The organism is Brevundimonas goettingensis (assembly GCF_017487405.1).
In the GTDB taxonomy this organism is placed as follows: Bacteria; Pseudomonadota; Alphaproteobacteria; order Caulobacterales; family Caulobacteraceae; genus Brevundimonas; species Brevundimonas goettingensis.
On sequence record NZ_CP062222.1, the window covers coordinates 1,465,913 to 1,487,314 of the forward strand.

Consider the following 21,402-nt stretch of genomic DNA (forward strand, 5'->3'; position numbering starts at 1 on the left):
GACCCCATATCATGAACCGTCGCCAATTGATCACCTGCACGGCCGCCGTCGGCGCCGTCGCCGCCCTCCCCGCGCTCGCCTCTGCTGAAAGCCCGCCCCGCATGACCTCAAAGCCCGTCCCGCCCGTCGCCAAGAAGGTCCCCGTGCGGATCGAACAGCTGGGCCGGGTCCGTGTCGACGACTATCAGTGGATGAAGGACGACGCCTGGCAGCAGGTCCTTCGCGACCCCTCGATCATCAAGGCCGACGTCAGGGAACACCTGACCGAGGAGAATGCCTATCGCGAAGCCATGATGGCCCCGACGCTGCCCATGCAGGCGGCCATGTTCGAGGAGATGAAGGGCCGCATCAAGGAGGACGACAGTTCCGTTCCCTCGCCGGATGGAAGCTGGGAGTACTACGTCGAGTACCGCACCGGCGAGCAGCACCCGCGCTACATGCGCGCGGCGCGGCAGGGCAGCTGGCGTGAGGATGGCCGCGACGTGACCGTCAACTTCGTCCGTGCGCCCGATCCGGAGCTGCTGCTGGACGCCAACGTCCTGGCCGAGGGCAAGGCCTATTCCGAGGTCAGCGCCACCTCCAACAGCCCCGACCACAGCCTGTTCGCCTATGCCGAGGACGCCCAGGGCTCCGAGGTGTTCCGCATCTACGTCAAGGACCTGACGACGGGCGAGGTCCTGCCAGCGGTGATCGAGAGCGCGACTGAGAACTTCACCTTCTCGCCCGACAGCCAGTGGATCTTCTGGACCAACCGCGACGACAACGGCCGCCCGGACAAGATCTTCCGCCGCCCGGCGCGCGGCGGCGAGACGACCCTCGTCTATGAAGAGGCCGACGACGGCATGTTCATCAGCGTGGGCGTGACCTCGGACGAGGCCTTCCTGCTGGTCTCCATCGCCAATCAGGAGACGTCGGAGGCCCGCTACGTCCCCGCTTCGGACCCGACCGCGACCCCGGTCGTGCTGGAACCGCGCCACACCGGCCGCCTCTATGACGCCGACCACTGGGGTGACCGCTGGGTGCTGCGCACCAATGAGGACGCCGTCGACTTCCGCATCGTCGGGGCCCCAACGGAGACGCCGGGCCTGTCGCACTGGACCGACATCGTCGCCTATGCGCCGGGCCGCTTCATCGAGGGCTTCGGCCTGTTTAAGGACTACCTCGTCCGTCAGGAGCGCGCCGAGGCCAACAGCCGCGTCATCGTGCGCGACCGCGCCGGCGCCGAGCATGAGATCGCCGTCGACGAGCCCGCCTACGCCCTGTCGCTGGGCGGTTCGGCCGAGTTCGATACCACGGTCATGCGCTACGCCTACAACTCGCCGTCGACCCCGAACCAGACCTTCGACTACGACATGGCGACGCGGACGAAGACCCTGCGCAAGACCCAGGAAGTGCCGTCAGGCCACGATCCGGCCGACTATGTGGTCGAGCGGCTGAACGCGCCGGCGCCGGACGGCCAGATGGTCCCGATCACCGTGCTGCGGAAGAAGACCACGCCCGTGGACGGCTCGGCGCCCCTGCTGCTCTACGGCTACGGCTCCTACGGCATGCCTATCGCGGCCAGCTTCTCGACCAACCGGCTGAGCCTTGTGGACCGGGGCTTCATCTACGCCATCGCCCACATCCGGGGCGGGTCGGACAAGGGCTGGAACTGGTTCCTGACCGCCCGCCGCCACACCAAGAAGAACACCTTCACCGACTTCATCGCCTGCGCCGAGCACCTGATCGCCAACCGCTACACGACCGCCGGGAACATCGTCGCCGAGGGGCGGTCGGCGGGCGGGATGCTGATGGGGGCGATCACCAACATGCGGCCCGACCTCTGGGCCGGGATCATCGGCGGGGTGCCCTTCGTCGACGTGATCAACACCATGTCGGACACCTCCCTGCCGCTGACCCCGCCCGAGTGGCCCGAGTGGGGCAACCCGATCGAGTCGGCCGAGGACTACGACTACATGATGAGCTACAGCCCCTACGACCAGGTGGCGCCGATGGCCTATCCGGCGGTGCTGGCGACGGGCGGGCTGTCGGACCCGCGCGTGACCTACTGGGAGCCCGAGAAGTGGGTCGCCAGGCTGAGGCCCGCCACGACCTCGGGCAAGCCCATCCTGCTCAAGATCAACATGACCGCCGGCCACTTCAGCTCGTCCGGCCGGTTCGACTACCTCAAGGAGATCGCCCACGACTACGCCTTCGCCGTCTGGGCCGTGAACAAGGGCTGGGAAGAGGCGTGAGCGAGGCTGGACCAGCGGTCCGCGACGCCGTCGACGCGGACCTGGAGGCCATCACGGCCATCTATGCCGAGGGCGTCCTGACCGGGACCGGGACGTTCGAAACCGCCGCGCCGGATCAGGCGGAGATGGCCGGGCGGCGGGCGGCAATCCTGAAGCTGGGCCTGCCCTGGCTAGTTGCGGAGCTGGACGGGGTGGTGGTCGGATACGCCTATGCCGGCCCCTTCCGGACGCGGGCGGCCTATCGCTACACGGTCGAGGACTCGATCTATGTCCTCAGCTCGGCCCATGGGCGCGGCGCCGGCAAGGCGCTGCTGCTGGAGCTCATCGCCCGCTGCGAGGCGGTCGGCCTGCGCCAGATGCTGGGCGTCATCGGCGACAGCGCCAATGCGGGCTCCATCAAGCTGCATGCCGCCTGCGGCTTCACCCCCATGGGTGCGGTCGAGGGTGTGGGCTGGAAGTTCGACGACTGGCTGGACGTGGTCTTCATGCAGCGCCGTCTGAACGGCGGCGAGACGACGGCGCCCGACGCCCCGGGCATGCCGCTGGACTGAGGTCTGGTGGGGCGCCCTAGTGGGGGGCGATGTCCCGCGGCGGGGTCTTGAGCCAGGGCGCCAGACGGAACCGGCGCGGGGCCTGGCCCACCGTCTTGTGGAAGATGAACTGGCGGGCGAAGGCGACCACGGCGCGAATGGTCATCTCGTCGAAAGGTTTGGACACGGCCCCAAGGGCGCCGGCGAAGCCTTCGGGGATCTGCTCGGGGTTGGCGGTCAGGAAGACCACGGCGGTGCCGTACTCCTGGACCAGCCGATGGGCGATCTGGGGGCCTGTCATCCCGTCCAGCAGGTTGACGTCGACCAGGGCCAGATCAGGCCGCTCGCGGTCGCCGATAGCGAAGGCGCCCTCGCGGTCCATGGCGCAGCCCACGACGTCGCAACCGGCGTCCGTAAGCACCAGTTCCAGCTCCATCGCGAGGATGGCCTGGTCTTCGACGATCATGACCCGCAGGTCGGGTGTGTCAGCCACTTCAGCCCCAGTACGCGCACGCGACAGACCGTTAGCACTACTCTGTCGGTTACCGAACAGTTGCAACGCGGATGTGGCGAAAGGGTTCAAGCTGGGCTATTGAAATTGTCGAGTTTTCAACGTCCCGGGGGCCGAATGACCGCGAACGCGGACGTCCAGATCGCCGACCTGCGTCGCCGCCTGCTGGACGGCTACCAGCTGCTGCAGGCCCTGGTGGGCATCCGACTCAGGCGGGTGACCGACCCCGAGAGCCGGCGGCACATGACCTGGCTCAGCGACGTCACGGCCGCCATGACCCTGCTCAACCGGCGAATCAGCGAAGAGGGGCCGGTCGACTTCGCCGCCTATCTGGGCGACGCGGCCGGCTTCTGGCGGCGGTCGGTCGAGGACCGGGGCGTGCGCATCGAGGTCCGGGCGGCCAAGGCGTCGGTGGCGGACACCCACGCCCTGCCCCTGGCCATCATCGTCCACGAGCTGGTCTCCAACGCCGTGCGCCACGCCTTCCCGGACGGGCGGCGTGGCTCCATCGCCATCGCCTGTTCCCTGGCCTCGGGCGGGGTGAGCCTGGTGGTGCGCGATTCGGGCGTGGGGGCGGAAGAGCTGACGCCCGGCGACGGCCTGTCCCTGGTCGAGGGGCTGGTCGAGCATCTGGGCGGCCAGATGTCGATCGAGACGGCCCCGGGCGCGGGCGTCGGGGTGCGCGTCCGCCTGCCGCTGAGCGGCGACGCCGTCCACTGACACTGAAGGGAGCCCCCCGGAGGGGCCTAAGGGGCGAGCCGGCCGCCAGACTGCGACGCGGCGGCACAGGCTCGCCCGCCGTCCCCCGACGGCGCATGAGGGATACCGCCTCTCCGGCCCGGCCGCATCGTGTCTTTGGTTATAGGACCCCCGCCCCTAACGAAGGTGATAGAGCCCCGGGCGGCCGTCCATGGCATGGATGCCGCGCGGGCCGTGCGGGACCCGCGTGGAGTGTCGCCGCCTTGGCCCCGACGTCGGGACAGAAGGATCGCTATGAGGGACCGGACCGGCGCGAGGGCGACGGTCTGGACGCCGAGGCGTGCCGCGAGCAGGGTCGGATCTGCTTCGCCCAGGCTGTGGCCGCCGAGGACCCCGCCGAGCGCGAGCGGCTGCGCCTGCGCGGCGAGCGCTGGCTCGCCCGGGCCAAGGACTGGCGACCCCGCGGTGTCAGGCCGCAGAAATAATCTTGGAAATCAGAAATTTATCTGAGTTTTCTCAGGTCCCGCCTTCAGGTCTGTCACCAAGTGAAGGCCGCGGGAAAAAGAAGCGGATGGCTGGGGAACTAGGACTCGAACCTAGAATGACGGTACCAAAAACCGGAGTGTTACCATTACACCATTCCCCAGCAGGTCCGGCGTTTCCTGAGGGGCTGCCCCCTCGGGAGGCGGTCAGATACGCCAAGCCGTTCCGGGATGCAACAGGGGTTTTGAACTTGTGCCAAACTCCAGTGCTGACGGGCCTTCGAGGCGAAGGCGGGTGACCGCAAGGCGGGGTCCACGGAGCGAATCTCCGGAGCCGTCCGCCCCTTCTGCGCGAGAGAACAGGCAATTTTCGCTTAGGCGATTTGGCCGCTTGCGGCGGCGAAACCTCGTCGTTATAAGCCGCGCTTCAAAGTCGGAGTGTGGCTCAGTCTGGTAGAGCACTGCCTTCGGGAGGCAGGGGTCGGAGGTTCGAATCCTCTCACTCCGACCATTTCATTCTAGTGTGCTAACGCTCACCCCTCGGGGGTTCGCTGCTTGAGCACGCAAGGGGTTCCCGAGACCCCGGAGACGATCGAAAGAGCGCCCCGCGGTTCGCCCCGGGGCGCTCTTTTCGTTTCAGTCCTTCGCTTTGGCGGCCGCCTCCGTCAGATGGGCGCCGACCGCCTCGATGGTGCGTTCGCCCAGCGCCTTGCGGTTGGCGAGAAGCTCGGGCGAGCCGGCGTCGTAGTCGGCCATGAGGCGCTTCACGAACGACCCGTCGCGAACATCGGACAGGACCCCGTCCATGGCCCTGAGCGAGGCCTCGCCGATGACGCGCGGGCCGGTCAGATAGGCGCCGTACTCCGCCGTATTCGAGATCTTCGCGAAGGCTCCGGCGATGCCGCGCTCATACATCAGGTCGGTGACCAGCTTGAGTTCGTAGAAGCATTCGAACCAGGCCACCTCGGGCGGATAGCCGGCGTCGACCAGCTTCATGAAGGCGCCGTCGACCAGTTCCGCCACACCGCCGCACAGGACGACCTGTTCGCCGAACAGGTCCGATTCGCATTCGGCGGCGAAGGTGGTCTCGAGGATACCCTTGCGGCCGCAGCCGAGGGCCGCCGCGTAGGAGAGGCCGAGCGCATGAGCGCCGCCGCTCGCGTCCTGATGCACGCCGAACAGGCAGAAGACGCCCTCCCCGGCCTCATAGAGATCGCGGATGCGCGGCCCGATGCCCTTGGGCGAATCGAGGATGACGTCGAGGTCGGGGCGCGGCGTCACGAGACCGAAACGCACCGACAGGCCGTGGGCGAAGATCAGGGCGGCGCCGGGCTTGAGATTCGGCTCCAGCTCGTCGCGGTAGAGATCGCGGTGCGCCTCGTCCGAGACCATGACGGCGACCACGTCCGCCTCCGCCGCCGCTTCGCCCGCCGTGGCCACCGGGAAGCCGTCGGCCAGGGCCTTCGCCCGCGTCGCCGAGCCGGCCTTCAGCCCGATGACGATGTCCGCCACGCCCGAGTCGCGCAGGTTCAGGGCGTGGGTCCGTCCCTGGCTGCCATAGCCGATGACGGCGACGCGCTTGTTGCGGATGATCGACAGGTCGCAGTCGCGGTCGTGGAAGACGGGGAGCGGATTGGATAGAGTCTGGGTCATGACCGGTCTTCTATCGCCTTCCGACGTGATCGCCTTCTGGAAAGAGGCGGGGCCGAAGCTCTGGTACGCCAAGGACGACGCCTTCGACGACCGGTTCCGGACGACCTTCGCCGAGGGGCACCGGGCGGCGGCGCGGCGCGAACTGGACGGCTGGATGGAGACGGCCGACGGGGCGCTGGGGCTGATGATCCTGCTGGACCAGTATCCGCGGAACAGCTTCCGCCAGACGGGCCACCAGTTCGCGACCGACGGGCTGGCCCTGATGTTCGCGAAACAGGCCGAGGCGCGCGGGTATCTGTACGCGGTCGACCCGGAGATGCGGCAGTTCTTCCTGACGCCCTATGAGCATTCCGAGCGGCTGGCGGATCATGACGAGCTTCGGGTGCTGCTGGATGGCGGGCTGGGCGCGGAGATCCCGGACGTGGATCGCTATGCCGTCATCCATCGCGACATCATCGTGAGGTTCGGACGGTTCCCGCACCGGAACAGATGCCTGGGCCGGGAGACGACGGCGGAGGAACAGGCGTTCCTGAATGAGGGCGGGTTCGCGGGGTAGCTCCGGCCGGGTCCGCGGTGACAAGGTCACGGCCCCGGGCCCAGCTCCGCCAGCTGTTCGTCGATGTCGCTGACGCCCATGCCGAGTTCGAGGCGGCGGGAACGCAGCAGAAGCAAGGCCTTGCGCTGGATCTCTTCGAGGGTGTCGCATGCGGGTATGGCTTCTGCCGGAGTGGCCGGGTCCGCGACGGGGCCAGTCATGACAGGCTGCGACGGTGTGGCGTCGGCGGCAGCCTCAGGGTCGGTTTTGCACTCGGAAAAAACAGGGTGCAAAAGGTGCACGGCCTCACACGCATCCTGAGGTTCCGGCTCCACTGGGCTGGAATCACTGAGGCTTTCCGGATCGTCTATGATCGTCAGGCGCAGGGGTTCGCGCTCCGGCTCGGGCTCCGGTTCCGGAGGCGGCGGGAAATCCGGCAGCTCGGACATGACCTCGCCCTGGGCGCGCAGGGCCAGTTTGTCGAACAGCCGCATCCAGGAGGCCGCCTCGGCCGCCCGGCGCGCGCCGATGGCCTTGCGGATGTTGAGGAAGACCTGATCGGCCAGGTCGGCGAAGCCGACGTCGTCGTCAGGATGATATTCGCCGTCCTCTGGCTCGACGTCGCAGTCCAGCCGGTCGATGCGCCGCCACTTCTCCACCCGCGCCCTGAGGCGGAAGGAGCGCAGCGACATGCCATAGCGCCGGCAGATGTCGATGGCTCGCATGCCGGACAGATATTCGCGCCGGGCCAGGTCCCAGATGTTTCCCTGATCGGCCGCGTCGGTTTCGGGGTTGAAGCGCCAGTGTTCCATTTGAGCATTGTAGAACACTGGTTCGTCAGAAGCGGACGTGGGTGGGCAGGGTTGAGGGAGGACGATGGAGGTTGCCCCCGCCCCATCCATTTACTCCGTCATCCTCGGGCTCGTCCCGAGGACCCATGGTTCGACTGACGCGGACCGCACTGGGTTGAAGGGGAGCTTACGACGTTCGCGGTCCTGCGTTCGGACAGATGGGTCCTCGGGACGAGCCCGAGGATGACGGAAATTTGGGATGGGATACCCACAACTCGCACCAAAGATGGGCCTCAATCCGATTGGCGCCGGACTGATTCGCGGGTCACTCTCCCCCCATGACCGTCGCCCTCACCCATGCCGATCTGCGGATCGAAGCCGCCGCTCCGGACCATCCTGAGCGGCAGTATCTGAACCTGCTGCGCGACATCCTGGAGAACGGGGTCGAGCGGGGGGATCGGACGGGGACCGGGACGCTGGGCGTGTTCGGGCGGCAGATCCGCTTCGATCTGTCGAAGGGGTTTCCCTTGCTGACGACCAAAAAGCTGCATCTGAAGTCGATCATCGTCGAGCTGCTGTGGTTCCTGCGCGGCGAGACCAATGTGCGCTGGCTGCAGGAGAACGGCTGTTCGATCTGGAACGAATGGGCCGACGCCGAGGGCGAGCTGGGGCCGGTGTACGGCAAGCAGTGGCGGTCGTGGGCGGCGCCGAACGGCGAGAGCATCGACCAGATCGAGCGCCTGATCGAGGGACTGAAGACCAATCCGAACGGGCGCCGGCACATCGTCTCGGCCTGGAACCCGGCCGATATCGAGGACATGGCCCTGCCGCCCTGTCACTGCCTGTTCCAGTTCTTCGTGGCGGATGGAAAGCTGAGCTGCCAGCTGTACCAGCGCTCGGCCGACGTCTTCCTGGGCGTGCCGTTCAACATCGCGTCCTATGCGCTGCTGACGATGATGATGGCGAATGTGGTCGGGCTCGAGCCCGGCGAGTTCGTGCACACCTTCGGCGACGCCCACCTGTATCTGAACCACGTCGACCAGGCGAAGCTGCAGCTGACGCGCGAGCCCCTGGCCCTGCCGACGATGACGATCACGCCCAAGCGCGACCTGTTCGCCTATGAGCTGGCCGACTTCGCCCTGACAGACTACGCGCCCTGGCCGCATATCAAGGCCGCCGTCGCCGTCTGAGCCGCCTTCCTTCTCGCTTCGGAAACGACCCATGTTGATCCGCGTCCTGGCCGCCGGCCTGCTCCTGTCCGTCGCGCCGATGACGGCGGCTGTCGCCCAGACGGCGCCCGCAGCGGCGGCTCCCGCCTTCGAGGCCCGGCATCTGATGATCCCGGCGCCGGACGGGCGGACCATCGACATCAGCGTCTGGGCGGCGCCCGAGGAGCGGGGCGTGATCGTCTTCTCGTCGGGCTTCAACTCGGCGCCTGCCGCCTATCACCGCATTCTCTCGGAGTGGGTGAGCCACGGCTATACGGTGGTGGCGCCGCTGCACGTCGACAGCCTGCAGCATCCCGACCACGACAAATACGACAACCGGGCCGCCTTCTCGACGCGGATCATGGATGTGGCGGTCGCCCGGGGCGTGGCGCGCCACATCGCGCCGGGCAAGCCGATGATCGCGGCGGGCCATTCGTTCGGCTCGCTGATCTCGGCCATCGAGGGCGGGGCCGTGACCGTGGCGGGGCCGCATGGCGACCCCGAGATCAAGGGGGTGATTGAACTGTCCTCGCCCGGGATCATCCAGGGGCTGGTGACGCCGACGACCTGGGAGGGGCTGGACAAGCCGCTGCTGGTCATCACCGGCGACAAGGATGTGGTGCCCGGCTTCGCGACCGACTGGCATGACCACCGCGCCGCCTTCGACGGCAGCCCGGCCGGCGACAAGACGCTGCTGATCTTCGCGGACGGCGACCATTCGCTGATCGCCCGCGCCGATGACGCCGACTTCGCCACGATCGTCGAGGCGACCGAGGCCTTCCTCGACGCCTATGCGCTGGGCGATGCGGCGGCGAAGGCGCGGCTCAACGCCCTGCCCGCCCCCGACGGCGTGACCATCGAGCGGCGCTGATGGACCTCAAGGGCCTCTCCGAAGACGTCGTCCGCATCTCGGACATCTATGCGCGCGAGCACGGCATCGACCGCGACAAGGCGGCCTCGGGCGACTGGGCGTTGCTGAAGGTGCAGGAAGAGCTGGGCGAGCTGACGGCCGAGCATCTGCGGATGAGCGGGCGGGCGCGCGGGGCGGCGGACGATCAGGCGCTGCATGACGAGGCGGCCGACGTGATGGGCATGCTGCTGATCTATTGCGACCGGGTCGGGATCGATCTGGAGGCGGCGATGCGGCGCAAATGGCTGCGCTGGCTGGAGCCCAAACCCTGAGACACGGTCCGGGGTAAGACCCGATAGCTTCACCTTGCGAACGGCGCATCCTGCGACCGCCCGTGTCAGGCGGGCGGGAGCTCTGGAGGGGCGCCGTGGTTAAGCAATTTTCCGCCGAACTGTTCGGCACGATGGTGCTGGTGCTGTTCGGCTGTGGCGCGGCGGTGCTGGGCCCGGCGCCCTTCGATCAGCTGGCGGTGGCCCTGGCGTTCGGCTTCGCCATCGTGGCCATGGCCTATGGCATCGGGCCGATCTCGGGCTGTCACGTCAATCCGGCCGTGTCTCTGGGCGTCTTCGTCGCCGGGCGGATGAGCGGCAAGGAGATGCTGGTCTATTGGGTCGCCCAGCTCTTCGGCGCCCTGCTGGGGGCCTTCCTGCTGTCGCTGATCGCCAAGACCGGGACCGCGAGCCTGGGTCAGAACGGCTGGGGTGTCGGGGTGCAGGGCGGCTATCCGCTGCAGGCGGCGCTGATCTTCGAGATCGTGGCCACGGCCATCTTTGTGGTGGTCATCCTGGGCGTGACGGGGCCCAAGGGCGAGGCGCCGTTCGCCGGCATCGCCATCGGCATCACCCTGGCGGTGATCCATATCGTCGGCATCCAGGTGACGGGCGTCTCGGTCAATCCGGCGCGCAGCTTCGGGCCGGCGCTGCTGGTCGGCGGCCAGGCGCTGGGCCAGCTGTGGCTGTTCATCGTCGCCCCCCTGGTCGGCGCCGCGATCGCCGGCCTGTTGTTTCGCTTGCGGGTTCTGGACCCGGACGCCTAAGCATCGATCCTGAAGGCCCGGGCGTACCGGGCGAGGACCGGAGGCGCCCATGCTGATCCCCGATATCGCCCTCGTCGTCGCGCGGGGGCGCAACGGCGTCATCGGGCGCGACGGCGACCTGCCGTGGCGGCTGCGCAGCGACCTGCAGGCGTTCAAGGCGATCACCATGGGCAAGCCCTGCATCATGGGCCGCACGACCTGGGAGAGCCTGCCGCTGCGGCCCCTGCCCGGCCGGCTGAACCTGGTCCTGACCCGAGACCTGTCCTATGAGGAGCGGGGCAAGGCGAAGGGCGCCGTGGTCTGCGCCAGCCTGGACGAGGCCATCGACATCGCGCGCGAGACGGCGGTCGATGACGACATCGGCGAGGTCTGCGTGATCGGCGGCACAGCTATCTTCGAGGCTACCCTGCCGCGGGCCAAACGGCTCTACATCACCGAGGTCGAGGCCGAACCGGAGGGGGACGCTTTCTTCCCGACCTTCGACGAGGGCGGCTGGCGCGAGATTTCCAACGAACGGCGCGAGGCGGGCGAGAAGGACGATCACGCCTTTTCCTTCCGCGTGCTGGAACGGCTCTGAGGGAGAAGACCGATGATCGTGACCACCACCAACGACCTGCCGGGCTATCGGATCGTGCGCCACATCGGCATGACGCGCGGCATCACCGTGCGGTCGAGGAACGCCATCAGCGACTGGGTCGGCGGCATGCAGTCGATCTTCGGCGGCAAGGTCGGCGTCTATGTGAAACTGGCCGAGATGGCGCGGCAGGAGGCCTATGACGAGCTGGTCGAACACGCGAAGGCCCAGGGCGCCAACGCCATCATCGCCATGCGCTATGACGCCAACGAGATCATGGACGGGATCACCGAGGTGCTGGCCTATGGGACGGCAGTCGTCGTCGAGCCGGTCTAGCGGGAATCCGGCATCCCGTCGGTCTTCATCAGCCGGTCCCAGAAGCGGAAATACAGGCCGTAGTTGGTCTTCATATGGGTGTGGTGGCGGCTGTGGTGGGTGGCGGTGATGAGCTGGGCGCCGGGACCTGAGCGGACCCAGCGATCGGGCCAGAGCTCCCGGCCGGCATGGTTCAGGACGGCGACGGCGGTCATGACCGTGAGCAGGACCGCCAGCATCCAGACGTTCAGCGGGATCAGGAAGGTCAGGGCCGGCAGGAGCCAGGCGGTCAGGGCCGCCTCGACCGGATCAAAGGCGAAGCTGGCGAAGGGGCTGGGCTCGCGCGAGCGGTGGTGGGCGGCGTGGGCCCATCGGAAGACCTCGCGCCGGTGCAGCAGCCGGTGCGTCCAGTAGTAGTGCGCATCCTGCACGACCAGCAGGAAGACGAAACTGACCGGCAGCCACCACAGCGGATACGCGCCGGGGTCGAGATAGATCTTCGTACCGCCCGCCTTCCAGGCCTCGAGCGCGATGGCCGCCGGGAAGGCGTAGATGGGGGTGGAGATCAGGGAGAAGCGGATCTCGTGCGCGATCAGGGCGCGGGACGGCGGGGCGCGGTTGAGGGCTAAGCCCGGGCCAGTCCCCTTGCCCCACAGCGCGAACCAGACGCCGCCCGCGATCAGCAGATAGCGCAGCCCGATGATCAGGCTGAGCCAGGCTGTGGTGATCAGGACGGCGAGGAGCATCGCTGTTGGTTCAGGTGAGGAGCGCTAGTGAGCAAGGGGTGAGCGAAGAGCAGGTCTGAACCGAACACCACCGCTCACTCCTCGCTCACTAGCACCTTTCACTCCGCAGTGCGTCCCGCCCGCTAGTACAGAACCCCTAGCGCCTGCCGTTCGAAATTCTGCAGCTCATCCGTGCGGCCGTCGCGGATCTTGTCGACCCAGTGGGGGTCGGCCAGGAGGGCGCGGCCGACGGCGACGAGGTCGAACTCGTCGCGCTCTAGGCGCTCGATCAGGCCGTCCAGCGAGGCGGGCTTCGAACCCTCGCCGCCGAAGGCCGCGATGAACTCGCCGTCGAGGCCGACCGAGCCGACGGTGATGGTGGGCTTGCCGATCAGCTTCTTCGTCCAGCCAGCGAAATTGAGGTCCGAACCCTCGAACTCCGGCTCCCAGAAGCGGCGCTGCGAGCAGTGGAAGACGTCGACCCCGGCGTCCGACAGCGGCGTCAGCCATTCGGTCAGGCCCTCGGGGGTCTCGGCGATACGGGCGGTGTAGTCCTGCTGCTTCCACTGCGACAGGCGCAGGATGATGGCCATGTCCTCGCCCACGCCCTCGCGCACGGCCTTGACCACCTCGGCGCCGAAGCGGGCGCGGTCGGCGATGGTGGAGCCGCCCCAGCGGTCCTCGCGGCCGTTCAGACCGCCCCAGAAGAACTGGTCGATCAGATAGCCGTGGGCGCCGTGGATCTCGACGGCGTCAAAGCCGATCTCCTTCGCCGCACGGGCCGAGGCGCCGAAGGCGGCGATGACGTCGGCGACGTCCTCATCGGTCATGGGCTCGTACTTCTGCTTGCCGGGAGCGACGAGGCCCGAGGGGCTGTCGACCTTGCCGAGCGGCTCCCACTCGGCGCCCTGGCCGCGGGCCGAGCCGACGTGCCAGATCTGCGGCGCGATCAGGCCGCCGGCGGCGTGGACGTCCTTCACCACCTTCTTCCATTCCGGCAGGGCCTCGCCGTGGAAGACCGGCACGCGGGCGTCATTGCGAGCGGCCGGACGTTCGACGACCGTGCCCTCGGTCACGATCAGGCCGACGCCGCCCTCGGCCCGGCGACGGTAGTAGGCGGCGACGTCGGAGGTCGGGATGCCGTTCGGCGAGAAGGACCGGGTCATGGGCGCCATGACGATGCGGTTCGGCAGTTTCAGGGACTTGACCTGGAAAGGCCGGAACAGGGCGTCGACGCTCATGGGAGATCCTCGTGGTGTGGAACCGACAAGGTGGCTGTTAGGGTTGCGTTTGAAAACCCTTCTTGCGGAAAAATCTCAAGTAGCGGAAAGACTCGCCCCCCTCACCGCTCATCCCGGCGAATGCCGGAATCCAGATTCACGTGCGGCGTTTGAAGTTCAAGTTGTCAGCGCCCTTGCGGCAGGCACGGTGTCTGGATCTGGATCCCGGCATTCGCCGGGATGAGCGGTGTGTGGGTTAGAGACCCAGCGCCCCCGCCACCGCTTCTGCGAAACCGGCGAACCGGTGGGCCACATCGCCGTCCGGTTCCGCGATCACGACTGGCGTTCCGGCATCCCCACCCTGACGCACAGCGGCGGTCAGGGGCAGGTCGCCGAGGTAGGGGATCTCGAGGCGGGCGGCCTCGGCCTCGGCGCCGCCCCGGCCGAAGATGTCGCCGGTCATGTTCTCGATCAGGCCGAGAGACGGGACATTGACCTTCTGGAACAGGGCGTGGGCGCGGCGGGCGTCGGCGAGGGCCACCTCCTGCGGGGTGGAGACGATGACGGCGCCGTCGAGCGGGGTCTTCTGGATCAGGGTCAGCTGGACGTCGCCGGTGCCGGGCGGGAGGTCGACGACCAGGACGTCGAGCGGTTGGGCCTGCGTCCCCCAGCGGGTCTGGGTCAGCATCTGGGTCAGGGCCTGGGAGGCCATGGGGCCGCGCCAGACCATGGCGTCGCCGGCGCCGGTGAGGAGGCCGACCGACATGGCCTTCAGACCGAAGGCCTCGTGCGGGACGATGGCGCCGTCCTCGTAACCGGGCTTGCCCGACAGGCCGAGCATGGTCGGGAGGGACGGCCCGTAGACGTCGGCGTCGAGCACGCCCACCGAGAGACCGCGCGCGGACAGGGCGGCGGCAAGGTTGACCGCGACGGTCGATTTGCCGACGCCGCCCTTGCCGCTGGCCACCGCCAGGACGCGGCGGACATGGGCGGGACGGTCGGTCGGGACCGGGGCCTTGGCGCGGGTCTGGTCGATGGCGGCCGAGGACAGGCCGGCGGTGCGTCGAGGTTCCTGCGCGGGCGCGGCCTCGGCGGTGAGGATGACGGAGACGCGCGTCATGCCCGGCATGGCCCGGAGCGCCGCCTCGGCCGCGTCGCGGACGGGGGCATAGAGGGCGGCGTCGGCGACGGGCACCTCCATCGCGAAACCGGCGCGGTCGTCGGCGACGGTGAGGCCCTTGGCCAGACCGGAGGCAACCAGCCCCTGCCCCGACTTCGGGTCGAGGATGGCGTCGAGGACGGTGATTACGGAAGCGCGGTCGATCAAAGGCTTGTTCTCAAGCTTGCAGGCGAAGTCGGCTGCTTCTATCGCCCGAAGGCGTCCGCTGCGAGCCTTCCTTTGTCACGACCCCTGATAACCCTGATCGCCGGGCCGACCGCCTCGGGCAAGTCGAAGCTGGCGCTCGCGCTGGCAGCGGAGAGCGGGGCCGTGATCCTGAACGCCGACAGCCAGCAGCTCTATGCCGATCTGCGGGTGCTGAGCGCCCGGCCCTCGGTCGAAGAGGAGGCCCAGGCGGAGCACCGGCTGTACGGGGTGGCTGACGCGGCCGACGCCTGGTCGGTGGGGCGCTGGACGCGGGCGATCCTGCCGATGCTGAAAGAGCTGCGCGCCGAGCGACGGCCGGCCCTGATCGTAGGCGGTACGGGCCTCTATTTCACGGCCCTGACCAAGGGGTTGGCGGATATTCCTGACATTCCGATCGAGGCGCGCGAGGAAGCCGGGGCGCTCTATGACACCGAGGGCGAGGCCGCCTTCCGGCTGAGGCTGACGGCCTTCGATCCGCCGGCGGCGGCGGCCATCGCGCCGGGCGACCGGCAGAGGTTGACCCGGGCCTGGGCCGTGGCGCGGGCGACGGATCGGTCCCTGTCCGACTGGCAGGCCTCGACGAAGCCGCTGCTGGAGCCCCGCACCTATGAGCGGATGGTGGTCGAGCCGGATCGCGCCGCCCTCTACGCCAACTGCGACGCCCGGGTGGCGGTCATGGTCGAACAGGGCGTGCTGGACGAGGTCGCGGCCCTGACCGCGCGCGGCCTGGATCCCGTCCTGCCGGCGATGAAGGCCGTGGGGGTGCGGGAGTTCGCCGCACATCTGGCCGGAGAGACCCCGCTGGAGACCGCCATCGACCAGGTGCGGCAGGCGACGCGCAACTACGCCAAGCGTCAGCTGACCTGGTTCCGCAACCAGACGCCGGACTGGCCGCGCGCCTAGCCGTTCAGAACTCCTCCCAGCCGTCGGCGAGGGCCGCGCCGCCGCCGCGGGCGAAGGCGACGACCCGCGACTGGGCCTCGGCGACCGGAGCCCGGGCCGGGGCCGGACGGGCGGGCGCCGGGCGCGCGGAAGCCGGTTGGGCGGCGCGCGGCGCACGGGCGCCGGTCTCGAAGCGGGCGACCAGCTCGGCGAGGTGGTTGGCCTCGGTCTTCAGACTGCTGGCGGCGGCGGTGGCCTGTTCGACCATCGCAGCGTTCTGCTGGGTAACCTGATCCATCTGGTTCACCGCGGTGTTGACCTGATGCAGGCCGACCGACTGTTCCTGGGAGGAGGAGGCGATTTCCGAGATCAGGGTGTCGATCTCGGCGACGCGGGCGACGATGCCGTCGAGGGCCGCGCCTGTTTCGCCGACCAGACGCACGCCGTGGGAGACCTGGCTGCTGCTGGCGGAGATCAGGACCTTGATCTCCTTGGCGGCCTCGGCGGAGCGCTGGGCCAGGGCCCGGACCTCGGATGCGACGACGGCGAAGCCCCGGCCCGCCTCCCCGCCCGTGCGGCCTCGACCCCGGCGTTGAGGGCGAGGAGGTTGGTCTGGAAGGCGATCTCGTCGATGACGCCGATGATCTGGGTGATCTGGGCCGAGCTCTGCTCGATCTGGCTCATGGCCGAGACAGCGTCACGCATGACGTCGCCGGACCGGCTGGCGTCGGCCTTGGCCCCACCGGCGACCCCGGCCGCCTGACGGGCGCCCTCGGCGCTGCGCTTGACGGTGGCGGTGATCTCGTCAAGGGCGGCGGCGGTCTCCTCGAGCGAGGCGGCCTGCTGTTCGGTGCGGCGCGACAGGTCGTCGGAGGCGCTGGCGATCTCGTCGGCGCCGGTGCGCAGACCCCCGGTGGCCTCGGAAATGGCGTTCATGGCCCGCTTCAGACTGTCGACCGCCGCGTTGAAGTCGGTCTTGATCTGCAGATAGCGGCCCTCGAAGGCGGCTTCGATCCGGGTCGTCAGATCGCCGCCGGCGAGGGCCGTGAGGCTGGTCGCGAGGGCCGATACGACGGCGTTCTGTTCGGCCTCGGCGGCGTCGCGGGCGGCGGCGTTGCGGGCGGCCTCAAGCTCCACGGCGGTGACGTCGGTGGCGAACTTGATCACCTTCACGGGCTTGCCCGTTTCGTCGAACACGGGGTTGTAGGAGGCCTGGATCCAGACCTCGCGCCCGCCCTTGCCGACGCGGAGGAATTTGCGCGCGATGAACTCGCCGCGGTTCAGCTCGCGCCAGAACTCGCGATACTCGGCGGACCCGGCCTCGCCGGCCGGCAGGAACATGCTGTGGTGTCGGCCCTCGATCTCGGACGCGGCATATCCGAGGGTGTTGAGGAAGTTGGCGTTGGCCTGGAGGATGGTTCCGTCCAGCTTGAACTCGATCACCGCCTGGGACCGGTCCATGGCGGCGGCGAGCGCCTGGTGTTCCCGGGCCTGTCGGGCAGCAGCGTCTTTCGCGCGAGCGCGATCAGGAAACAGCATGGGGGAGCCTCGGACGGGTGAAGGGGAAGCGGGGAAGACCGGCCCAGTGGCGGCGATCTTTGCTAACGAGCCTCTAATTTTCGCCTGCGGGGCGAGGCCAGGCTACGCAATTTTGCAATTGCTTCGCATTGCACAACCTCCGATATGACAGCGCTCAACCAACGGCGGCAGCGCTTGCACTTCAGGAGTAAATCGTTGTCCTCGTTGAATTTATGGAATTCCGGGGGCGGATCGGCTTGGAGCGACAAACACCCGGTCGTTCGCCCCGTTGGAGGCGATTTGGGCCGAATCGATTCGGCGAACGGGCGCGCACCCTCCGCCCGTTCTGGAGCCGGCGGCGCGGAGCGATCCTCGGGGCGGATGGAGCGCTTTCAGCCGTTTGTGACGGGCGATACCGCGCGGTCCGCCGCCGCCTGCCGGCTCGCGCGCGGCAAGGCGTCATCGTAGGGATTAAAGAGCTGTAATCTAATCGGAAAGGTCGGTTTCAAGGCCAGCTTTGCCGCAATTGCGCCTTGCTCCTGCAACAACGTTTGCGTGTCCCATCACCACACGAAGTTGTCTGATGATCGTCGCCGTCCTCGCCGCCTTCGCCCTCACCTCCGGCCAGCAGGCCGCGCCTGCTGCGACCCCTGCCCCCGTCCCCGCGCAAGCGCCGGCGACAACCGTCACCGGCCAGGCGCCTGTGGCCACCGCGGAGCCGGAAGAGCAGATCTGTCGCCGCCAGGCCATTCCCGGCTCGCGCCGCTCGGAACGGGTCTGCCACACCAGGGCGGAATGGGACATGATCCGCGACAACGCCCGCAACAACCGCGACACCGCGAGCAGCAACCAGCGCGACGGCGGGGGCAAGTAAACAGCCGATCCGAAAATGCGACGGCGGGGCCTGATGATCAGGCCCCGCCGTTTTGTCATCCGCGTTGCTGTTGATCGGTCGTCGATCAGCCGAGGCGGAAGCGGACCGAGAACCGTATGGTCTTGCCCGCCCAGCCCGCGTCGATCATCGAGGGCGAGAGCCGGGCCTGTTCAGCCGCCTCGACGGCAACGGGGCCGAAGCCCGCGCCGACCGGCTCCTCGCTGAGGACGGAGCAGTCCGTCAGATGGCCGTCGGCCTGGGCGGTGCAGGACACGACCGCGCTGCCGCTGGTCACGTCGGCGCCCGCGGCCTGGGGCCAGGTCGGACGCGGAGACTGGGCCCAGGACGGATTGGTGAGGGGCGCCGCCTCGGTCGTGTTGGTGGGCGTTTCAGCGGGCGTCAGAGCGGTGACGAACGCGGCCCTGGGCGCGAGGGCCGAGGCGGGCGCCGGAGCCGGGGCAGGCAGGGCCGAGACGAACGTTGCGGGTTGAGCGACGGGCCGGGCGACCGGGAGAGGCCGCGCCGCGGGGGCGGCGGCCGGACGGGCCTGAGGCTCCGGCGCGCGCTGGCCCGCCAGGGCGAAGGAGCCGGCGCCGGCGACCGCCGCGAGGGTCAGGCCCGCGCCGAACAGGGTCCGGCGATGGCGGGCGCCCGAGACGGGAACCGGAGACAGGATGGCTTTCAGGCGACGCATGACGAGTATCCTTCTGCTGCTGGTGAACGTGAGTGCGGGCGCGGCGTCGCCGTTAGGCGAGACGCGAAGCGCGTCGAGAAGAGAGCGGGCGTAGGCGCGGCGGGCGGCCTCGCTGGCCTGACTGAGGGCCTCGGCGTCGCAGGCCTCTTCCCGGGCCGCCGCGCGCCGGGCGCGGATCGGGCCGAGGAAGGGGTTGAAAGCCATGAGGACGAGCAGGATTTCTTCGGCCCAGAGGGCGCGATGATCGCCGCGGCGCAGATGCGCCATCTCATGGGCGCAGACGGCCTCCAGCGCAGGCCCGGAGACAAGGGCGGCGGGCAGGATCAGGGCGGGTCGGAACAGGCCGGCGATCATGGCCTCGGCGCCATCGTCGGCGATGCGGACGACAGGCGTCGGCACGGCCGCGCGGCGGGCGATCTCCGCCACCCCGGCAAGGACCCCGGCGGGCGCCGGATGGGTCGAGCGCAGGAAGCGGCGCAGGCCCAGGGTGCGCAGGGCGAGTTGTCCCGCGCGCACCGCGCACAGCAGACCCGCCAGACCCAGAGCGGCCAGGGCCAGCGTCTGTGGCTGGAGCCAGAGCACGCCGCGATGGACGATGACATCGACCACCAGAGCGGCCTGTCCCGAAGGGATCTGTGGCGCCGGAGGCAAGGGGACGGCCAGCGGCGGCAGAAGCACGGCGATGCCGACCAGAAGGATGGGCAGGGCAGGCAGATAGAGGGCCAGGGCCCAGCCCCGTTCGCGAAGGGCCGGATCGGACGGGCTGCGCTCGAACAGGCCCATCAGAGCCCGGGTCGCCGCCGCAAGGCCGAGCGACAGTCCGAGAGAGAGGGCAAGCAGCTCAGTGTTGGCCATCGTCTTCGCTCCCCGTCTCGGCCATCGGGGCGTTCAGCAGGGTTTCGAGTTCCGCGATATCGGCGTCGTCGAGCCACTGGCTGCCGGTGAAGGCGGTGGCGGGCAGCGCCTTGTCCATGTCGAGCAAGGCGGAGAAGCGGCGCATCAGCCCGGTCAGGACCTCGACCTTGGGCCGGGTCTGGGAATAGACGGCGACCCCGTGCACGTTGCGGCGCGAGAGGAGCCCCTTGGCCCGCATCCGTTCCAGCACCGTCCGGGTCGTCGACGGGGTCCAGTCCTGCTGGGCGGCGACGCGGTCGTGCACCTCACGCGAGGACAGGTCGCCGTCGCGCCAGAAGCATTTGAGCACCTCGAGTTCGGCGTCCGTCGGGTTGAGCTGAGCGGCCTGCGTCATGCGAAATCTCTCTTTGTCGCGCTAACGCTACAATTGTCGCTCTCGAACGTCAACCGTCGCCAAAAGCAACCCCGAAGCGATTTGACAGGGCCGGTTGATCCCGCTCTGGTGGTGGCGCTGACCACCTGGCGAGGGGGGAATGCCGTGAAAACCAGAGCAGCCCTCGTGATGCTGGGCGGCGCCGTGATCGCGGCCGCCCTCGCCTTCTGGCTGCCGGCCGGACAGGGGGTCGTCGCCGGGATTGCCGCCGTGGCTCTGGTCCTGATCTGTGCGGTTTCGGCACTGAACGCCTCCCCCGCCAGCATCGCCTTCGTCGGACGCCACGGGCGCGCAATCAGGGCGATCGGCGGGGCTTTGGTCGTCCTTGGCGTGGCGATCGTGGTCGTCGCCCCCTTCTACCCCTATCCGGCGGGCCGCTTCGGCCTGATCCTCTATGTCGCCACCAGCCTGTCCCTAACCGGCTTCATGACCGCGAGACTGCCGCAACTGCTGAAGGACGTCGACGCCGTCCGCGCGGAGGCCGACCGTCAGGCCGGGGACGGGGCCGGGCCGGACGCCGGCGCCGAAGCCCGCCCCTTTGACAGCCTGTCGGAAGGATTGGGGGCCACGGCCTCCGTCATCCGCAACGCCGGCGCCGTCTTCCATATCGTAGGCCCATGGGTGCTGCTGCTGGTCGTTTCGGGTCTGATCGCGGTGACCGCCGCCAACAGCGGTTCGGAGTGGCCCGGGCGGTCCCTGCCCGTCATGGCCCTGTTGGCGCTTCCGCTGGCTCTCCTGCTGGTGATCTCTGCGCCGACGGTTCTCGTGGCCTGGGCGCGCTGGACGGTGCGGGGCGAGCGGCCCCGACACTGGATCGCCCTGCCCGACCGCGCGGCACTGAGCGTGGGTTGGCGGCTTTGGGTCGCCTTCAGCGTGTTCGGCGCGGTGGACGAGCTGTTGTCATTCCAGGCCTCGGCCATCGCCGCGAGACTGGGCGGATCGCCGCAGGTCGTCGGCTTTCTGGTCGGGCACTGCATCGACGTCGTCCTCATCGCCCTGGCGACCGCCCTTGCCCTCAGACTGATCGCCCTGGCGCTCGGCGACCGGACCTTCGATCAGGGTGCGGCCCTGTCCCGGACGCGCGCCTTGTGGCCGGGCTTGCCGCTGGGAATGATCCTGGCCCTTCTGCCCTTCACCGCGGCCGGGTGTGCGATCGATCTGTTGCAGTGGAGCCTGAACCTCGGTGCGCTCAACCCGTGGACAGGCGTCTTCTTCCTTGGAACGGCCGCGACCGGATTCGGAGCCCTGATCGCCGGAACCACCTATGCTGCGCGGGTCTATGACGCCGTTCTGGACACTGATCCTCACCCTGACCCGCAGGCCCAGCCGGAGCCCAATTCGGGCGCCGTCGCCTGAG

General features: G+C 68.8%; 22 protein-coding genes, 2 tRNA genes and 1 pseudogene. 15 read left to right on the forward strand and 10 right to left on the reverse strand.

Annotation, left to right across the window (positions count from 1 at the left end; genetic code table 11):
• Positions 1-11: 11 nt before the first annotated feature.
• Both IFJ75_RS07255 and IFJ75_RS07260 read left to right on the forward strand, forming a co-directional pair.
• Complete coding sequence (locus IFJ75_RS07255) at positions 12-2,234, forward strand: prolyl oligopeptidase family serine peptidase (RefSeq protein ID WP_207931929.1); 2,223 nt, start codon at positions 12-14, stop codon at positions 2,232-2,234.
• Complete coding sequence (locus IFJ75_RS07260) at positions 2,231-2,785, forward strand: GNAT family N-acetyltransferase (protein ID WP_207931930.1); 555 nt, start codon at positions 2,231-2,233, stop codon at positions 2,783-2,785. Before IFJ75_RS07255 ends, IFJ75_RS07260 begins: the two co-directional genes overlap by 4 nt.
• Before the next feature lie 16 nt (positions 2,786-2,801).
• On the opposite strand, the gene IFJ75_RS07265 is transcribed toward IFJ75_RS07260, so the two are convergent.
• Positions 2,802-3,257, reverse strand: a complete 456-nt coding sequence (locus IFJ75_RS07265; RefSeq protein ID WP_207931931.1) for a response regulator — start codon at positions 3,255-3,257, stop codon at positions 2,802-2,804.
• A gap of 135 nt (positions 3,258-3,392) precedes the next feature.
• Here IFJ75_RS07265 and IFJ75_RS07270 point away from each other — a divergent pair, with 135 nt between their 5' ends.
• Entirely contained in the window at positions 3,393-3,995 is a 603-nt protein-coding gene (locus IFJ75_RS07270) for a sensor histidine kinase (protein WP_207931932.1), read from the forward strand.
• A 242-nt stretch (positions 3,996-4,237) separates the two neighbouring features.
• Complete coding sequence (locus IFJ75_RS07275; protein WP_207931933.1) at positions 4,238-4,459, forward strand: hypothetical protein; 222 nt, start codon at positions 4,238-4,240, stop codon at positions 4,457-4,459.
• 87 nt (positions 4,460-4,546) lie between these two features.
• Here IFJ75_RS07275 and IFJ75_RS07280 read toward each other — a convergent pair.
• Positions 4,547-4,620, reverse strand: a tRNA-Gln gene (locus IFJ75_RS07280).
• Positions 4,621-4,890: 270 nt separating this feature from the next.
• Here IFJ75_RS07280 and IFJ75_RS07285 point away from each other — a divergent pair.
• A tRNA-Pro gene (locus IFJ75_RS07285) sits at positions 4,891-4,967 on the forward strand.
• 125 nt (positions 4,968-5,092) lie between these two features.
• Here IFJ75_RS07285 and ilvC read toward each other — a convergent pair.
• Positions 5,093-6,109 (reverse strand): ketol-acid reductoisomerase, encoded by a 1,017-nt coding sequence (gene ilvC, locus IFJ75_RS07290; protein ID WP_207931934.1) that lies wholly within the window; start codon positions 6,107-6,109, stop codon positions 5,093-5,095.
• Between ilvC and IFJ75_RS07295 the strand changes: the two genes are divergently transcribed.
• Positions 6,108-6,665 carry a DUF924 family protein gene (locus IFJ75_RS07295; protein WP_207931935.1) on the forward strand — a complete coding sequence of 186 codons (558 nt, stop codon included), beginning with the start codon at positions 6,108-6,110 and terminating at the stop codon, positions 6,663-6,665. The two genes, ilvC and IFJ75_RS07295, sit on opposite strands and share 2 nt — an antisense overlap.
• Positions 6,666-6,691: 26 nt before the next feature.
• Here the strand turns inward: IFJ75_RS07295 and IFJ75_RS07300 are convergent, their stop codons facing one another.
• A complete protein-coding gene (locus IFJ75_RS07300; protein WP_207931936.1) occupies positions 6,692-7,546 on the reverse strand; it encodes a hypothetical protein in 855 nt (284 codons plus the stop codon).
• Between the two features lie 227 nt (positions 7,547-7,773).
• Between IFJ75_RS07300 and IFJ75_RS07305 the strand changes: the two genes are divergently transcribed.
• From IFJ75_RS07305 to IFJ75_RS07330, 6 genes are all read left to right on the forward strand, one after another.
• Positions 7,774-8,625, forward strand: a complete 852-nt coding sequence (locus IFJ75_RS07305) for a thymidylate synthase (protein ID WP_207931937.1) — start codon at positions 7,774-7,776, stop codon at positions 8,623-8,625.
• A gap of 31 nt (positions 8,626-8,656) precedes the next feature.
• Positions 8,657-9,514, forward strand: a complete 858-nt coding sequence (locus IFJ75_RS07310; protein WP_207931938.1) for an alpha/beta hydrolase — start codon at positions 8,657-8,659, stop codon at positions 9,512-9,514.
• Entirely contained in the window at positions 9,514-9,825 is a 312-nt protein-coding gene (locus IFJ75_RS07315) for a nucleoside triphosphate pyrophosphohydrolase family protein (protein WP_207931939.1), read from the forward strand. Before IFJ75_RS07310 ends, IFJ75_RS07315 begins: the two co-directional genes overlap by 1 nt.
• A 95-nt stretch (positions 9,826-9,920) precedes the next feature.
• A complete protein-coding gene (locus tag IFJ75_RS07320; RefSeq protein ID WP_207931940.1) occupies positions 9,921-10,589 on the forward strand; it encodes an aquaporin in 669 nt (222 codons plus the stop codon).
• Between the two features lie 49 nt (positions 10,590-10,638).
• Positions 10,639-11,166: a dihydrofolate reductase gene (locus IFJ75_RS07325; RefSeq protein ID WP_207931941.1), complete on the forward strand. Its 528-nt coding sequence runs from the start codon at positions 10,639-10,641 to the stop codon at positions 11,164-11,166.
• 12 nt (positions 11,167-11,178) lie between these two features.
• Positions 11,179-11,499, forward strand: a complete 321-nt coding sequence (locus IFJ75_RS07330) for a YbjQ family protein (protein WP_207931942.1) — start codon at positions 11,179-11,181, stop codon at positions 11,497-11,499.
• Here the strand turns inward: IFJ75_RS07330 and IFJ75_RS07335 are convergent.
• The 3 genes from IFJ75_RS07335 to IFJ75_RS07345 form a co-directional block, all read right to left on the reverse strand.
• On the reverse strand, positions 11,496-12,224 hold the full coding sequence (locus tag IFJ75_RS07335; RefSeq protein WP_207931943.1) for a sterol desaturase family protein: 729 nt from the start codon (positions 12,222-12,224) through the stop codon (positions 11,496-11,498). The genes IFJ75_RS07330 and IFJ75_RS07335 overlap by 4 nt on opposite strands.
• A 122-nt stretch (positions 12,225-12,346) precedes the next feature.
• Positions 12,347-13,444 (reverse strand): NADH:flavin oxidoreductase, encoded by a 1,098-nt coding sequence (locus tag IFJ75_RS07340; protein WP_207931944.1) that lies wholly within the window; start codon positions 13,442-13,444, stop codon positions 12,347-12,349.
• Positions 13,445-13,679: 235 nt separating this feature from the next.
• Complete coding sequence (locus tag IFJ75_RS07345) at positions 13,680-14,750, reverse strand: Mrp/NBP35 family ATP-binding protein (RefSeq protein WP_207931945.1); 1,071 nt, start codon at positions 14,748-14,750, stop codon at positions 13,680-13,682.
• Between the two features lie 72 nt (positions 14,751-14,822).
• On the opposite strand from IFJ75_RS07345, the gene miaA reads away from it, so the two are divergent.
• The gene (miaA, locus tag IFJ75_RS07350) at positions 14,823-15,692 is read left to right on the forward strand and encodes a tRNA (adenosine(37)-N6)-dimethylallyltransferase MiaA (RefSeq protein WP_207931946.1); all 870 of its coding nucleotides are present in this window, start codon (positions 14,823-14,825) and stop codon (positions 15,690-15,692) included.
• Positions 15,693-15,696: 4 nt separating this feature from the next.
• Here miaA and IFJ75_RS07355 read toward each other — a convergent pair.
• A pseudogene (locus tag IFJ75_RS07355) lies at positions 15,697-17,210 on the reverse strand (methyl-accepting chemotaxis protein).
• 562 nt (positions 17,211-17,772) lie between these two features.
• Here IFJ75_RS07355 and IFJ75_RS07360 point away from each other — a divergent pair.
• Positions 17,773-18,063, forward strand: a complete 291-nt coding sequence (locus IFJ75_RS07360) for a hypothetical protein (protein ID WP_207931947.1) — start codon at positions 17,773-17,775, stop codon at positions 18,061-18,063.
• A gap of 85 nt (positions 18,064-18,148) precedes the next feature.
• Here the strand turns inward: IFJ75_RS07360 and IFJ75_RS07365 are convergent, their stop codons facing one another.
• Positions 18,149-19,612, reverse strand: coding sequence for a M56 family metallopeptidase (locus tag IFJ75_RS07365; RefSeq protein WP_207931948.1), 1,464 nt, complete (start codon positions 19,610-19,612; stop codon positions 18,149-18,151).
• On the reverse strand, positions 19,599-20,006 hold the full coding sequence (locus tag IFJ75_RS07370; RefSeq protein WP_207931949.1) for a BlaI/MecI/CopY family transcriptional regulator: 408 nt from the start codon (positions 20,004-20,006) through the stop codon (positions 19,599-19,601). Before IFJ75_RS07370 ends, IFJ75_RS07365 begins: the two co-directional genes overlap by 14 nt.
• Positions 20,007-20,150: 144 nt before the next feature.
• Here IFJ75_RS07370 and IFJ75_RS07375 point away from each other — a divergent pair, with 144 nt between their 5' ends.
• A complete protein-coding gene (locus IFJ75_RS07375) occupies positions 20,151-21,401 on the forward strand; it encodes a hypothetical protein (protein ID WP_207931950.1) in 1,251 nt (416 codons plus the stop codon).
• Position 21,402: the final 1 nt, after the last annotated feature.

Excerpts from the sequence above, each read along its gene's own strand:
- IFJ75_RS07255 (WP_207931929.1), top strand. The coding sequence starts at position 12 with ATGAACCGTCGCCAATTGATCACCTGCACGGCCGCCGTCGGCGCCGTC.
- IFJ75_RS07325 (WP_207931941.1), top strand. The coding sequence starts at position 10,639 with ATGCTGATCCCCGATATCGCCCTCGTCGTCGCGCGGGGGCGCAACGGC.
- IFJ75_RS07315 (WP_207931939.1), top strand. The coding sequence starts at position 9,514 with ATGGACCTCAAGGGCCTCTCCGAAGACGTCGTCCGCATCTCGGACATC.
- IFJ75_RS07335 (WP_207931943.1), bottom strand. The coding sequence starts at position 12,224 with ATGCTCCTCGCCGTCCTGATCACCACAGCCTGGCTCAGCCTGATCATC.
- IFJ75_RS07270 (WP_207931932.1), top strand. The coding sequence starts at position 3,393 with ATGACCGCGAACGCGGACGTCCAGATCGCCGACCTGCGTCGCCGCCTG.
- IFJ75_RS07305 (WP_207931937.1), top strand. The coding sequence starts at position 7,774 with ATGACCGTCGCCCTCACCCATGCCGATCTGCGGATCGAAGCCGCCGCT.
- IFJ75_RS07360 (WP_207931947.1), top strand. The coding sequence starts at position 17,773 with ATGATCGTCGCCGTCCTCGCCGCCTTCGCCCTCACCTCCGGCCAGCAG.
- ilvC (WP_207931934.1), bottom strand. The coding sequence starts at position 6,109 with ATGACCCAGACTCTATCCAATCCGCTCCCCGTCTTCCACGACCGCGAC.
- IFJ75_RS07295 (WP_207931935.1), top strand. The coding sequence starts at position 6,108 with ATGACCGGTCTTCTATCGCCTTCCGACGTGATCGCCTTCTGGAAAGAG.
- IFJ75_RS07370 (WP_207931949.1), bottom strand. The coding sequence starts at position 20,006 with ATGACGCAGGCCGCTCAGCTCAACCCGACGGACGCCGAACTCGAGGTG.
- IFJ75_RS07340 (WP_207931944.1), bottom strand. The coding sequence starts at position 13,444 with ATGAGCGTCGACGCCCTGTTCCGGCCTTTCCAGGTCAAGTCCCTGAAA.
- IFJ75_RS07365 (WP_207931948.1), bottom strand. The coding sequence starts at position 19,612 with ATGGCCAACACTGAGCTGCTTGCCCTCTCTCTCGGACTGTCGCTCGGC.
- IFJ75_RS07300 (WP_207931936.1), bottom strand. The coding sequence starts at position 7,546 with ATGGATGGGGCGGGGGCAACCTCCATCGTCCTCCCTCAACCCTGCCCA.
- IFJ75_RS07310 (WP_207931938.1), top strand. The coding sequence starts at position 8,657 with ATGTTGATCCGCGTCCTGGCCGCCGGCCTGCTCCTGTCCGTCGCGCCG.
- IFJ75_RS07330 (WP_207931942.1), top strand. The coding sequence starts at position 11,179 with ATGATCGTGACCACCACCAACGACCTGCCGGGCTATCGGATCGTGCGC.